This window comes from Jatrophihabitans sp. YIM 134969 (assembly GCF_054456675.1).
On the sequence record NZ_JBTJEQ010000058.1, the window covers coordinates 15,122 to 28,760 of the forward strand.

Genomic DNA, 13,639 nt, shown 5'->3' on the forward strand with positions numbered 1-13,639 from the left:
TGGTGTGGATCGTGAACGGGCGTACCGGACATCTCGCGAACTCCCGGTGAACAGCGGCCGAACAGCCCCGCCGGTCGCCTCCTGCGGTCAGCCGGAGGTCAGCCGGCGTGGGGCCGGCCGCGGCGCAGCGCGACGACCAGCGCCGCAGCGCCGAGCAGCACGCCGACGATGCCGAGCACGATGCCCGTGGTCGCACTGCCGCGGCTCGCCGCGTCGCGGTCGGCCACGGCGGTGACCGTCGCGGTCGCCGGGGCGGACGCGGCGGCGGAGGTGTCGGTGGCGCCGGTGGCACCGGAGGCCGGGGCGAGCGCGAGGACCGGCGCCGGGTGTTCCGGCTCGGCCGTGCTGCCCGCCGCGGCCTCCTCGATCCAGTCGACCTCGCTGCCGTCGCTGTACTTCTGGATCGCCTTGAACGTCAGGCTGTCCTCGTCCGGGAACGGCCCCATCTGCACGTCGAACTGCATGAACTCGCCGGGCTTCACGCCGCCGTCGGTCGCGGTCCAGGTGATCTCGGTGACGGCCTTGGTGACCTGGCCGTCGTCGGTGGTGATGGGCTTGGGCAACGTGGCCTCCGGCGCGGTGAACGTCCACCCCGGGGTGGGCTGCACGGCGACGTACCCGAGCGGGGTGTCGGTCGGCAGCCGGACGGTGATCCCGACCGTGCTGGCGTCGGCCGACTCGTTCGGCACGCGGAAGGTCACCACGCCGTAGCCACCCTGCGTGGCGTCGGGCGCACTCACCGAGACGTGGGCCCAGGCCGGCACGGTGCCGGCGGCGAACACCAGGGCGGCGGCGACCCCGGCGAGGGCGACGTGGCGACGACGGGGGGCTGCGGGGCGCAGCGGCATGACGGGTCCTCCGGGTGGGGTGCGGCGTGGGCCGGTTGCAGTCGTCGGTCCGGTCCGTGGCGGGGGTCCGCGGGTTCCCGGACGTGGCGCAGCCGACAGTCCGTCCCGCCGCACCACGACACGCCGACCCCACATGTGGTGCTGGGTTGCGGCGCTCCGTCCACATAGTGTGCCGAGTGCAGCTGGTCCGGTGCGCCTCCTCGTGAGGTGTACCGGGGCAAGAGGGAACCCGGTGGGAATCCGGGACTGCCCCGCAGCGGTGAGTGGGAACGACAGCCGTCACGTGCACTGGGGCCCGGTGATCGACCGGGGCCTGGGAAGCGACGGCCGGTAGGTGGCTCGAACGCGGAGCCGTGCCCACGAGTCCGAAGACCTGCCAGCGCACGTGTCGCCCACCGTGGGCGGCGCGTGGTCCGAGGCCGCGCGGGACGGCCGACGGCTGTGGTGCGCGGTGCCGTCGTCGGCCCGTGCACCCCTCCCGTCGTCCCCGCGCGCGCTCCGGCCCGACCTGAGCTCGCGAGGAGAGAGCGATGACGGTGCTGCAAGCCCCGACCCCCACCCGTACGCCGATGCAGGTCCGCAAACGCAACGGCGACCGCGAGAACGTCGACGTCACCAAGATCGTGCGGGCCGTCGAACGGTGGACCGCGGGCCTGGACGACGTCGACCCGCTGCGGGTCGCGACCCGCACGATCAGTGGTCTCTACGACGGCGCGACGACGGCGGAACTGGACCGGCTGTCGATCCAGACCGCGGCCGAGATGATCGGCGAGGAGCCGCAGTACAGCCGACTCGCGGCCCGGTTGCTCGCGAGCTACGTCGACAAGGAGGTGCGCGGGCAGGGCGTGGCGTCGTTCAGCCAGGCGGTCGCGCTCGGCCACGCCGAGGGACTCGTCGGCGACGTCACCGCGGAGTTCGTCAAGGACAACGCCCGCAAGCTCGACTTCGCCGTCGACGTCGACGCCGACCAGCGCTTCGAGTACTTCGGCCTGCGGACGGTCTACGACCGCTACCTGTTGCGTCACCCCGTCACCCGCCTGGTCATCGAGACCCCGCAGTACTTCCTGCTGCGCGTGGCGTGCGGGCTGTCGCGGACCCCGGCCGAGGCCATCGGGTTCTACCGGCTGATGAGCTCGCTGGCGTACCTGCCGTCCTCGCCGACGTTGTTCAATTCGGGGACCGCCCACACCCAGATGTCCTCGTGCTACCTGGTGGATTCCCCGCGCGACGAGCTCGATTCGATCTACGAGCGCTACCAGCAGGTGGCGCGGCTGTCGAAGTTCGCGGGTGGCATCGGGATCTCGTTCTCCCGCGTCCGCTCGCGGGGTGCGCTCATCCGCGGTACCAACGGCCAGAGCAACGGCATCGTCCCGTTCCTGCGCACCCTCGACGCGTCGGTCGCCGCCGTCAACCAGGGCGGGCGGCGCAAGGGCGCGGCCTGCGTCTACCTCGAGCCGTGGCACCCCGACGTCGAGGAGTTCCTCGAACTGCGCGACAACACCGGCGAGGACGCCCGCCGCACGCACAACCTCAACCTGGCCAACTGGGTGCCCGACGAGTTCATGCGCCGCGTCGAGGCGGACGAGCTGTGGTCGCTGATCGACCCGGACGAGGCGCCGTCGTTGCCCGACCTGTGGGGCGAGGCGTTCGACCGGGAGTACCGCCGGCTCGAGGACGAGGGCCGGTTCGTCCGGCAGGTCAAGGCCCGCGACCTCTACGGCAAGATGATGCGGACCTTGGCGCAGACCGGCAACGGGTGGATGACGTTCAAGGACGCCGCCAACCGCACGTGCAACCAGGTGGACCCGACCCGGATCGGTGCAGGGGGCAACACCGTGCACCTGTCCAACCTGTGCACCGAGATCATCGAGGTGTCGTCGGACTCCGAGACGGCGGTGTGCAACCTCGGGTCCATCAACCTGGCCCGCCACGTCACACCGGCCGGGGTCGACTGGGAGCAGCTGCGCGCGACCGTGGCGACGGCCGTGCCGTTCCTCGACCGCGTCATCGACATCAACTACTACCCGAGCGAACAGGCCGCGGCCTCGAACCCGCGCTGGCGTCCGGTCGGGCTCGGCGTCATGGGGCTGCAGGACGTGTTCTTCGCGCTGCGGCTGCCCTTCGACTCACCCGAGGCGGTCGAGCTCTCGACCCGCATCGCCGAGGAGGTGTACCTGACCGCACTGGAGGCGTCGGCCATGCTGGCCGAGGAGTTCGGCGCGCACCCGTCGTTCGCCGAGACCCGGGCGGCGCGCGGCGACCTGCAGCCCGACCTCTGGGGGGTGACCCCGACCCAGACCGAGCGGTGGGCGGCGCTGCGCGAACGTGTGGCCACGACCGGCCTGCGCAACTCGCTGCTGGTGGCCATCGCGCCGACGGCGACCATCGCGTCGATCGCCGGCTGCTACGAGTGCATCGAGCCGCAGGTGTCGAACCTCTTCAAGCGCGAGACGCTCTCGGGGGAGTTCCTCCAGGTCAACACGGCCCTGGTCCGTGAGCTCAAGGCGCTGGGGCTGTGGAACGCCGAGACCCGCGACGCGGTCAAGCGTTCCGAGGGTTCCGTGCAGGGCCTGGTCGGTCTGCCCGACGACGTCAAGGCGATCTACCGCACGGCGTGGGAGTTGCCGCAGCGGGCCCTCATCGACATGGCCGCGGCGCGTTCGGCGTTCATCGACCAGAGCCAGTCGCTCAACCTGTTCCTGGCGTCGCCCTCGATCGGCAAGCTGTCGTCGATGTACCTGTACGCCTGGAAGGCCGGCCTCAAGACCACTTACTACCTGCGCTCGCGACCCGCGACGCGCATCCAACAGGCGACCGTTGCTACCAGCAACGTTTCCGTCGTCGACGAGGCGGCCGTCGCGTGCAGCCTCGAGAACCCCGAGAGCTGCGAGGCGTGCCAGTGACATCACCCCACGAGAACGCTCCGCACACTGCACTCCGCGTTCCCGCGGAGGCCCCGGGACAGCGTGCTCTTCTCCTCGACCCCGGCATGGACCTCACCCTGCGGCCCATGCGCTACCCGCAGTTCTTCGACCGCTACCGCGACGCGGTGAAGAACACCTGGACGCCCGAGGAGATCGACCTGCACTCCGACCTCGCGGACCTGGCCCGGCTCTCGCCCGCCGAGCGTCACCTCATCGGGCGGCTGGTCGCGTTCTTCGCCACCGGAGACACGATCGTCGCGAACAACCTGGTGCTCAACCTGTACCAGCACGTCAACTCCCCGGAGGGGCGGCTGTACCTGTCGCGTCAGCTGTTCGAGGAGGCCAACCACATCCACTTCTACCTCAACCTGCTCGACACCTACGTCCCCGACGAGGCGGAGCGGTTCGCGGCGTTCGCGGCCGTCGACAACATCCCGTCGATCAAGCGCAAGGCCGACTTCTGCCAGAAGTGGATCGACTCGGTGTTCGACCTGCGGGAGCTGCGGACGCCCGAGGACCGCCGTAGCTTCCTGCTGAACCTCATCTGCTTCGCCGGCTGCATCGAGGGCCTGTTCTTCTACGGGGCTTTCGCGTACGTGTACTTCCTGCGGTCGCGGGGGTTGCTCAACGGTCTCGCCTCCGGCACCAACTGGGTGTTCCGCGACGAGTCGATGCACATGGCGTTCGCGTTCGACGTCGTCGAGACCGCGCGTCGTGAGGAGCCGGAGCTGTTCGACGACCGGTTGGCGGACCAAGTGCGCGAGATGCTGTCCGAGGCCGTCGAGTGCGAGGTGCAGTTCGCCGAGGACCTGCTGGGCGGCGGGGTGTCCGGGCTCTCGATCGACGACATGCGGACCTACCTGCAGCACGTCGCCGACCGTCGGCTCGCGCAACTCGGGCTCGAACCGGTGTACGGCTCGACCAACCCCTTCGCGTTCATGGAGCTGCAGGACGTCCAGGAGCTGTCGAACTTCTTCGAGCGTCGGGTGTCGGCCTACCAGGTCGGTGTCACCGGCACCGTCGGGTTCGACGAGGACTTCTGAACGGCGCGGACGACGTCGGCCACGGCCCGGACGGCGGGAGACTGCCGTCCGGGCCAGCGGGCGAGCACCACCCGGCGCACCTCGGGCGGGGCACCCACCACGGATCGGGCGACCACCCCCTCGGGCAGTCGGTCGACCAGGTCGGCCGGCACGGTGGTCACCCCGGCGCCGCTCGCGACCAGCCGCAGCTTGGTCAGCCAGTCGCCGGTGCGGTGAGCCATGACCGGCCGACCGGGCAGGCCCGGCCAGACACCCAGCAGCGGTTCGGTCCCGCTCGCGGGGCTCGCGATCCAGGGCACGCCCGCGAGGTCGTCCGGGGTCAGGCTCGCGAGACCCGCGAGGGCCCCGCGGGCCGGGACGGCGACGCGCAAGGTCCCCTCGGCCAGGGGTTCGGCGACCAGCCGCGGCTCCTCGGAGTCCAGCGGCCGGTGCGGCGGGCGGCTGGTCACGACCGCGAGGTCGAGCGTGCCCGAACGCAGCGCGCGGACCAGCGCCGGACTGGTGCCGTCGCGGGTCGTGAGGGCGACGCCGGGAAGCTCGCGCGCCACCCGGGCGACGACCTCGGGGAGGACCGCCGCACCGGCGCTGAGGTAGACCCCCAGCCGCACGGGGCTGACGTCGGCGGCCGGGCCGTGCAACGCCCGCTCGGCAGCGTCCACCTCGTCGAGGACGACCCGGGCGTGACGCAGCAGCGTCGCCCCGGCGGTGGTGAGCCGCACGCCGTCGCGTCGCCGTTCGAACACCTCGGCGCCGACCCGGGCCTCGAGGCTCGCGACCTGCCGGGAGACCGCCGACTGGGTGTAGCCGAGCCGGTCGGCAGCGGCGGTGAAGCTGCCGGTCTGCGCGATCTCGCGCAGCACCCGCAGCATGGTGGTCGACACGTCCATGACGATCACTCATACTAAGCGTGCGCAAGTCTCGTTGCCGGCATGCCGCCGACGTTCCTACCGTCGCTTGCATGAGAGCTGCGGTGTTGGAGGAGTTCGGACGGCCCCTGACCGTCGGGGAGGTGACGGACCCGGTGGCGGCCGGCGGTGAGGTCCTGGTCGACGTGCTCGCCGCCTGCGTGCTGCCGTACGCCGCCGAGGTGTTCAGCGGGGCGCGCGCCTACCCCCTGGTCCCGCCGGTGGTGTCCGGGTGCGGCGCGGTCGGTCGGGTCGTGACCGTCGGGCCGGACGCCACCTCGCTGCGACCGGGCGACCTGGTGTGGTGCGACCCGACGGTGCGCTCGCGCGACGACGCCCGCACCCCGGACATCACGTTGCAGGGTTGGAGCGCCCGGGGCGAGGGCGGCGCGGCCCTCGCCCGGCACTTCCACGACGGCCCGCTCGCCGAGCGCATGGTCGTCCCCACCGAGAACGTGGAACGGTTCGACCCGGGCGACCTCGACCTGGCCCACTGGGCGGGCGCGGTGGTCCCGCTGGTGCCGTACGGCGGCCTGCTCGCGGCCGACCTGCAGGCGGGGGAGACCGTCGTGGTCAGTGGCGCCACCGGCAACTTCGGCAGTGCGGCCGTGGCCGTGGCACTCGCGATGGGTGCCGGCCGGGTCGTCGCCGCCGGCCGCAACGGCGCGGTCCTCGACCGGCTCGCGGACCGCTTCGGCGCCCGCGTGGTCCCGGTCCGGCTCACGTCCGACCCGGACACCGACGGCGCGGCGATCCGGGCGGCGGCGGCCGGACCCGTGGACGTCGTGCTCGACCTGCTGCCGCCCGAGGTCGACGCCCGGGTGGTGCGCACCGCCGCGATGACCGTGCGCGAGTTCGGCCGGGTCGTGCTCATGGGTGGGGTCGGCATGCTCGGGGGTGACGACCTCGCCCTGCCCTACCCGTGGCTGATGCGCAACAGCGTCACGGTCCGCGGCCGGTGGATGGCGCCGCGCACGGCCACCGGTGGCCTGATCCGGCTGGTGCACGCGGGGCTGCTGGACCTGGCCGCCGACGACGTGACGACGTTCGACCTCGACGCCGCGAACGACGCCGTGGCCCACGCCGCCGCCCACGGAGGTCCGTTCCAGCGCACGGTCGTGCTGCCCCACGGGTAGGGGACGGTGCCCTGGGATGATGGAGCGGTGACGATCGTGCTGGGCATCGAGACCTCGTGCGACGAGACCGGTGTCGGCCTCGTGCAGGACGGCGTGCTGCTCGGGCAGGCGCTCGCGAGCTCGATGGACGAGCACGCCCGCTTCGGCGGCGTGGTGCCGGAGATCGCGGCCCGGGCGCACGTCAGCTCGATGGTGCCGGTGATGCGGCAGGCGTTCGCGAACGCCGGGCTGGAACCGGGCGACGTCGGTGCCGTCGCGGTCACCGCGGGTCCGGGCCTCGCCACGGCGTTGCACGTCGGGGTGGCGGCGGCGAAGGCCACCGCGCTCACGCTCGGGGTGCCGCTCTACGCCGTGCACCACCTCGCGGGTCACGCCGCGGCCGACACCCTGGCGCACGGCCCGCTGCCGGAGCGGTCGGTCGTGCTCATCGTGTCCGGCGGGCACACGTCGCTGCTGCACGTCGGCGACCTCGTGCACGACCCTGTCGTCCACCTCTCCGACACCCTCGACGACGCCGCAGGTGAGGCGTTCGACAAGGTGGCGCGCCCGCTCGGCCTCAGCTACCCGGGCGGGCCGTCGATCGACAAGGCAGCACGCGACGGCGACCCCACCGCGATCGCGTTCCCACGCCCGCTCACCGGCCCGCACGACCCGCCGCTCGGCTTCTCGTTCAGCGGCCTCAAGACCGCCGTGGCCCGCCACGTCGAACGCACCCGGGCGGACGGACGCGAGGTCGACGTGCCCGACGTCGCGGCCTCGTTCCAGGAGGCCGTCGCCGACGTCCTCACCGCGAAGGCGTTGCGGGCGTGTCGCGAGACCGGCGTCGAGACCCTCGTCGTCGTCGGGGGCGTCGCGGCCAACAGCCGGGTGCGCTCGCTCGCCGAGGAACGGTGCTCGGCCGCGGGGATCGAACTCCGTGTCCCGCCGTTGTCGCTGTGCACCGACAACGGCGCGATGATCGCCGCCGTCGGCGACCTGCTGGTCCGCGCGGACGCCGAGCCCTCGCCCGCGGACGTCGCCGCCACCCCGAGCATCCGGCTCGAGCGCGCCCAGCTCGCGTAGGACGTGTCCCGGGCCGCGCTCGCCTAGATTGGCCGCATGAGTTTCACCTGGCGGTTCTTCGGCCCCGAGGGCGACCTGCTGACCGGCCCGAACGCGCCCTCCGCGCCGGCGAGTCACTCGCAGGGCGACGCCGAGAGCTGGTTCGGCGAGCAGTGGCGTGAGCTGGCAGAGAACGGTGTGGCCTCGGCGTCGCTCTACGACGGTGACGACGTCGTCTACGGCCCGATGCCGCTCTCCGAGTAGTGATCGACCCGGGGTGATGGACCCGGGGTGATCGACCCGGGGTGGTAGACCCGGGGTGACCGACCGGGTGCGGGATGCTCCGGCTGTGGAGACCGATCCGGCGTACGGCCGCGCGTACCTGGTCATGCGGTTCGCCACCGCGGTGGCGGCGCTGACCATGCCGGTGTTCGTCGTGCTCGGCACGCTCGCGGTCGACGGCCACGTCTTCGGCTCGCTGTCGGAGTATTACCACGACGCGATGCGGGACTTCTTCGTCGGCGCGCTCTGGGCGGTCGGACTGCTGCTGGTCACCTACCGGCTCACGACACCGCGGACGGCCGAGTTCGCCGCGAGCACCGTGACGGGTGTCGGCGCGATCGTGCTGGCGTTCTTCCCGACGTCACGACCGGGCACCGACGGCCGCCTCGGCTGCGGCCGGGTCGTCGACGGCCGCCCGTGCACGCCGATCCAACAGGTGGTCACCGAGACCGGGTCGCAGGTGTTGCACGTCGTCGGGACCGTGCTGTTCCTCGGCGGCGCGGTGGTCGTCTGCGTGGTGTGGGCGCGGGCCACGCGAGCCGCGTCGGAGAGCCGGGCCGCCGAGGACGTCGCCGCCCGCTACGCGGTGCGCGCCGCCGACCTCGTCGCGGCGCGTGGCCGCTCCCGGACGGTCTACGTCCTGAGTGCCGCGGTGATGGCCGCGGCGCTGGTGTTCCAGCTCGCGATCGGGTTCCCGCTCGACGTGCCGTACTCGCTGCTGGTCGTCGAACTGGTGTGCATCGCCGCGTTCGGGACGTCGTGGCTCGCCGAGAGCCTCGCCCTGCTCACGGCGCTCACCGCGCGCTCGCCCGGGCGGCGGCGGTTCGCCGCGGCGCGGCTCGCGATGACGGAGGCGTCGGTCAGCGACCGGTGAGCGCCGGGTCGCGCGTGACGGTGTCGCCGAGGATCTCGTCGATGCGGGCGAGGACGTCGGCGTCGAGGGTGACGCCCGCGGCGGTGACGTTGTCGGCGACCTGCTCGGGGCGGCTCGCCCCGATGATCGCCGCGCCGACGTTGCGGTTCTGCAGCACCCACGCCACGGCCAGGGCCGCCATCGACAGACCGACGCTCTCGGCGACCGGACGCAGGTCCTGCACGCGGCGCAGCAGGTCGTCCCTGGAGAGCCAGCGGCTGATCATGTCGGACCCGCCCTTGTCGTCGGTGGCCCGCGACCCGGCGGGGGGCTGCTCACCCGGCTGGTACTTGCCGGTCAGCACGCCCTGCGCGATCGGGGACCAGACGACCTGACCCAGGCCCTCCTCCTCCGACGCCGGCACGACCTCGTCCTCGATGACCCGCCACAGCATCGAGTACTGCGGCTGGTTGGAGACGAACGGCACGTGCAGCTCGCGGGCGAGGGCCGCCCCGCGGCGGATCTGGTCGGCCGTCCACTCGCTCACGCCGAGGTAGAGGACCTTGCCCGCGTGCACCTGGTCGGCGAGCGCGCTCATGGTCTCCTCGAGCGGCGTCGAGTGGTCGTAGCGGTGGCACTGGTAGAGGTCCACGTAGTCGGTCTGCAGGCGGCGCAACGAACCGTTGATCGACTCGGTGATGTGCTTGCGGCCGAGGCCCTTGTCGTTGTGGGCGCGCTCGTTGGTCGGGAAGTAGACCTTGGTGAAGATCTCCAGCCCCTCGCGGCGCTGCCCGGCGAGGGCGCGGCCCAGGACGGACTCGGCGGCGGTGTTCGCGTAGGCGTCGGCGGTGTCGAAGGTCGTGATCCCGGACTCGAGCGCCGCCCGCACGCAGGCGGTCGCGGCGTCCTCCTCGACCTGGCTGCCGTGCGTCAGCCAGTTGCCGTAGGCGATCTCGGAGATGGTCAGGCCGCTGCGGCCGAGGCGTCGGAACTCCACGTGCCGAACGCTACGCGCGGATCACCAGTCGTCGCCGCGGGCCTTGCGGGGCGCGGGCAGCCGCCAACGGCGGGGGAGGTAGGCCCGGGAGCCCGCGTAGAACCCCAGGGACAACGGCGAGCCGGTGATCGGGATGTCGCGTTCGCGCGCGACGGTCCGGAGCTTGCGACCGGTGAAGTACCACTCGACGACGACCACGAGCAGGATCGCGAAGGTCGCCAACTGCAGACCGGACGCGATGCCCGCGTTGCCGGCGGAGATGAACGGGCCGAGCAGCAGCGGCACGAAGGCCAGCAGCAGGAAGTTCGACAGCATGACCCGGCTGTCGACGTAGTCGCGGGCGAGGGCCTTGATCGCGCCCTGGTCACGCTTGGGCAGGGCCGCCGGGTCGCCGCGGCGCAGGGCCTCGCGGTAGGCCTCCCGCGACTGCGGCTTGCCGCCGGCAGCGCCCGGGCCCGCCTTGGCCTTCGCGGTCTGCTGCTTCTGGAAGGCGTAGGCCTCCTTGCGGGTGCGCGGCGGCGGGGCCGCGGGCCCGCGGGCGCCGCCGCCCGCCTCGCGGCGCTTCGGGGTTGGACGACCCTTGCGGCCGCCGGGCTCGAGTTCCGGGGCCTCCTCGACGGGCGCGGCAGGCTCTGCGGCGGATCCGCGTCGTGGGAGCAGGGGCACGCCGGGAGGATACCGGGCCCGCCTGGGCTGCCCCCCTGTGCGACCCCTCTGTGCGACCCCTCCGTGCGATCCCCCTGTGCGACCTGTCTGGGCGACCCCTCTGCGTGACCCCTCTGTGTCACCCACCTGGGCGACGCCCGGGAACAACCGGCACCCGGTGCGTCGTTGGCCCCGTCACGCGCCCGGCGACGCCTGACGCGCGTACAGTCGAACCTCGTCCACCAGCGGCCGACCGCCGCGACGCGACCGCATCTGTAGGGAGTCCACCTGTGACCGCAACCGAGGCCACCACGGCCATCGAGACCACCGCCTCCGAGACCGTGACCGGCACGCTGCAGCTCACCGAGTTCGCGGCCGGCAAGGTGCGTGAACTGCTCGACCAGGAAGGTCGCGACGACCTGCGTCTGCGCGTCGCGGTCCAGCCCGGCGGCTGCTCCGGTCTGCAGTACCAGCTGTTCTTCGACGAGCGCGCGCTCGACGGTGACGTCCACTTCGCGCCGCACGGCGTGCCGATCGTCGTCGACCGGATGAGCGCCCCGTACCTGGGCGGCGCGACCATCGACTTCACCGACACGATCTCGCAGCAGGGCTTCACGATCGACAACCCGAACGCCTCGGGCGGCTGCGCCTGCGGCAACAGCTTCTGCGGCTGAGCACCGGCTCCGAACACCGCGCTCGACCCCGACGGCCCCGGCCGTCCTCCGCGAGGAGGACGACCGGGGCCGTCGTCGTGCCGGGCTCAGACCACCTGGATGGTGGCCGTGAGGGAGTCGGCGTCGTCGGAGCTGCGCCCGACGTAGAGCTCGATCTCGCCCTTCTCCACCAGGAACTTCGCGTCGTTGTCGTAGAACCCGACGTCGTTCGGCGTCATCCGGAACGTGACCGTCTGGGTCGCCCCGCGGGCGAGGGTCACCCGTTGGAAGCCACGCAGCCGGCGGACCGGCTGCACGATCGAGGCCACCGGGTCGTGGATGTAGAGCTGGACGACCTCGTCACCCGCCCGACCCCCGATGTTGCGGACGTCGACCGTCACGTCGAGGGTGCCGTTGCGGGTCGCGAGCGACGGGGTGGACAGCCGCAGGTTCGACAGCTCGAACGACGTGTACGAGAGCCCGTACCCGAAGGCGAACAGCGGGCCGTCGGGCAGGTCGAGGTACTTGCTCGTGTACTTGTTGTCCGGGTCGTACGGACGGCCGGTGTTCTCGTGGTTGTAGTAGATCGGCACCTGCCCGACCTGCCGCGGGAACGACACCGGCAGCTTGCCGCCGGGGTTGACCGCGCCGGTGAGGACGTCGGCCACCGCGTGCCCGGCCTCGACGCCGGGCGCCCAGGCCTCGACGATCGCGGGGACCGCGGCCGCCACCTCGGTCAGCGTGAGCGGCCGGCCGTTGACCAGGACCACCACGGTGTTCGGCTGGGCCGCCGCCACCTGCTGGACGAGCTGGAGTTGCACGCCTGGCAGGCCGATCATCGAGCGGGCCGCGGCCTCGCCGCTCATGTCCGCGGTCTCGCCGACGACGAGGACGGCGAGGTCCGCACCGCGTGCGGCGCTGACCGCGTCCGCGATCATCGAGGTGTCGGTGTCGTCGACGTTGCTGCCCTGGCGGTACACCACCGTCTTTCCGGCGTCCTTCAGCCCCTTCTCGACCGTCACCGGCGGTGTGGTGCCGGCGCCGGTGCCGAGCCCGGACCAGGTGCCGTTGAGGTCGTACGTCGCGCGGGCGAGCGGACCGATGAGCGCGATCCGCTTGGTGCCGCCCGGGACCGGGAGCAGCGGCGTGCCGTCGACGGCGTCGTTCTTCAGCAGCACCATCGACCGGGCGCCGAGGCGACGGGCCGCGGCCCGGTTCGCCGACGACACCGAGGTCACCTCGCGGGTCGCGTCGGTGTACGGGTTCTCGAACAGGCCGAGCCGCAGCTTGATCCGCAGCAACCGGCGGACGGCGTCGTCCACCTCCGCCATCGTGATCTGGCCGGACGCCAGCAGGGCCGGGCCGTAGAGCCGGTAGTTGGTGCTCACCATCTCCATGTCGACGCCGGCGGTGATGCCCGCGCGACCGGCGCTGCGGCCGTTGCCGACCAGGCCGTGGGGGATGAGCTCCTGGATGCCCGTGTAGTCGCTGACCACGAACCCGTCGAAGGCGTAGGTGCCCTTGAGCACGTCGCGCAGGACGTAGGTGTTGCCGTGCGCCGGGACCCCGCTCACGGTGTTGAACGAGGCCATCGCGGTGGCCACGCCCGCCCGCACCGACGCGAGGAACGGCGGCAGGTAGGTGTTGTGCAGCCGCTGGATCGACACGTCGACGGTGTTGTAGTCACGGCCGCCCTCGGGCTGGCCGTAGGCGACGAAGTGCTTGGCGCAGGCGGCGAGCCGGTCGGCCGCGGAGTAGTCCGAGCCCTGGTAGCCCTGCACCTTGCCCACCGCGAACTGGCTGACCAGGTAGGGGTCCTCGCCGCTGCCCTCGGCGATCCGGCCCCAGCGTGGCTCGTGGCTGACGTCCATCATCGGGGCGTAGGTCCAGTGGATGCCGCTGCGCCGCGCCTCGGCGGCCGAGAGCGTGGCGTCGGTGTTGCCGACACCCGGGTCCCAGCTGCTCGCCTGCGCCAGCGGGATGGGGAAGTTCGTGGTGTAGCCGTGGATGACGTCGAGCCCGAAGATCAGCGGGATCTTCAGACGGGTCTGCTCCACCGCGATCTTCTGCAGCCGGTTGAGCTCGGCCGCGCCGACCACCGAGAACACGCCCCCGAGTCCACTCTTCTCGGCCAGTTCGGTCTCGGCGCTGTCGGGTGTGTTCGTCAGGGTCATCTGGCCGAACTTCTCGGCCGTCGTCATGCGCGCGAGCAGCGCGTCGATGCGGCGCTCCTGCGCCGGGTCGAGCTTGCCGGCGCCGGCGGTCCGGCCGTCGGCGCCGTCGGGCAGCGAGCCCGCCGCGGGCGCCTTGCC

12 protein-coding genes and 1 riboswitch are annotated in these 13,639 nt (G+C 72.3%); of the genes, 7 read left to right on the forward strand and 5 right to left on the reverse strand.

The window, feature by feature from the left end; genetic code table 11:
- Positions 1–98: 98 nt before the first annotated feature.
- Positions 99–848: a YcnI family copper-binding membrane protein gene (locus ACXR2U_RS21320; protein WP_458827102.1), complete on the reverse strand. Its 750-nt coding sequence runs from the start codon at positions 846–848 to the stop codon at positions 99–101.
- A gap of 165 nt (positions 849–1,013) precedes the next feature.
- Positions 1,014–1,243: riboswitch (cobalamin riboswitch) on the forward strand.
- A 135-nt stretch (positions 1,244–1,378) separates the two neighbouring features.
- On the opposite strand from ACXR2U_RS21320, the gene ACXR2U_RS21325 reads away from it, so the two are divergent.
- Entirely contained in the window at positions 1,379–3,751 is a 2,373-nt protein-coding gene (locus ACXR2U_RS21325) for a ribonucleoside-diphosphate reductase subunit alpha (protein ID WP_458827103.1), read from the forward strand.
- A gap of 86 nt (positions 3,752–3,837) precedes the next feature.
- Entirely contained in the window at positions 3,838–4,815 is a 978-nt protein-coding gene (locus ACXR2U_RS21330; RefSeq protein WP_458827104.1) for a ribonucleotide-diphosphate reductase subunit beta, read from the forward strand.
- Here the strand turns inward: ACXR2U_RS21330 and ACXR2U_RS21335 are convergent.
- The gene (locus ACXR2U_RS21335; protein ID WP_458827111.1) at positions 4,767–5,702 is read right to left on the reverse strand and encodes a LysR family transcriptional regulator; all 936 of its coding nucleotides are present in this window, start codon (positions 5,700–5,702) and stop codon (positions 4,767–4,769) included. The genes ACXR2U_RS21330 and ACXR2U_RS21335 overlap by 49 nt on opposite strands.
- 71 nt (positions 5,703–5,773) lie before the next feature.
- Between ACXR2U_RS21335 and ACXR2U_RS21340 the strand changes: the two genes are divergently transcribed.
- From ACXR2U_RS21340 to ACXR2U_RS21355, 4 genes are all read left to right on the forward strand, one after another.
- Positions 5,774–6,856: a zinc-binding dehydrogenase gene (locus ACXR2U_RS21340; protein ID WP_458827105.1), complete on the forward strand. Its 1,083-nt coding sequence runs from the start codon at positions 5,774–5,776 to the stop codon at positions 6,854–6,856.
- A gap of 33 nt (positions 6,857–6,889) precedes the next feature.
- Complete coding sequence (gene tsaD, locus ACXR2U_RS21345) at positions 6,890–7,918, forward strand: tRNA (adenosine(37)-N6)-threonylcarbamoyltransferase complex transferase subunit TsaD (protein ID WP_458827112.1); 1,029 nt, start codon at positions 6,890–6,892, stop codon at positions 7,916–7,918.
- A gap of 36 nt (positions 7,919–7,954) precedes the next feature.
- On the forward strand, positions 7,955–8,161 hold the full coding sequence (locus ACXR2U_RS21350; RefSeq protein ID WP_458827106.1) for a hypothetical protein: 207 nt from the start codon (positions 7,955–7,957) through the stop codon (positions 8,159–8,161).
- A gap of 85 nt (positions 8,162–8,246) precedes the next feature.
- Positions 8,247–9,053: a hypothetical protein gene (locus ACXR2U_RS21355; protein ID WP_458827107.1), complete on the forward strand. Its 807-nt coding sequence runs from the start codon at positions 8,247–8,249 to the stop codon at positions 9,051–9,053.
- Here the strand turns inward: ACXR2U_RS21355 and ACXR2U_RS21360 are convergent.
- Both ACXR2U_RS21360 and ACXR2U_RS21365 read right to left on the reverse strand, forming a co-directional pair.
- A complete protein-coding gene (locus ACXR2U_RS21360) occupies positions 9,040–10,029 on the reverse strand; it encodes an aldo/keto reductase family protein (protein ID WP_458827108.1) in 990 nt (329 codons plus the stop codon). The two genes, ACXR2U_RS21355 and ACXR2U_RS21360, sit on opposite strands and share 14 nt — an antisense overlap.
- A gap of 21 nt (positions 10,030–10,050) precedes the next feature.
- Positions 10,051–10,695 carry a DUF3043 domain-containing protein gene (locus tag ACXR2U_RS21365; protein WP_458827109.1) on the reverse strand — a complete coding sequence of 215 codons (645 nt, stop codon included), beginning with the start codon at positions 10,693–10,695 and terminating at the stop codon, positions 10,051–10,053.
- A gap of 296 nt (positions 10,696–10,991) precedes the next feature.
- Here ACXR2U_RS21365 and erpA point away from each other — a divergent pair, with 296 nt between their 5' ends.
- Positions 10,992–11,348, forward strand: coding sequence for an iron-sulfur cluster insertion protein ErpA (erpA, locus tag ACXR2U_RS21370; protein WP_458827113.1), 357 nt, complete (start codon positions 10,992–10,994; stop codon positions 11,346–11,348).
- An 86-nt stretch (positions 11,349–11,434) separates the two neighbouring features.
- On the opposite strand, the gene bglX is transcribed toward erpA, so the two are convergent.
- Entirely contained in the window at positions 11,435–13,615 is a 2,181-nt protein-coding gene (gene bglX, locus ACXR2U_RS21375; RefSeq protein WP_458827114.1) for a beta-glucosidase BglX, read from the reverse strand.
- Positions 13,616–13,639: the final 24 nt, after the last annotated feature.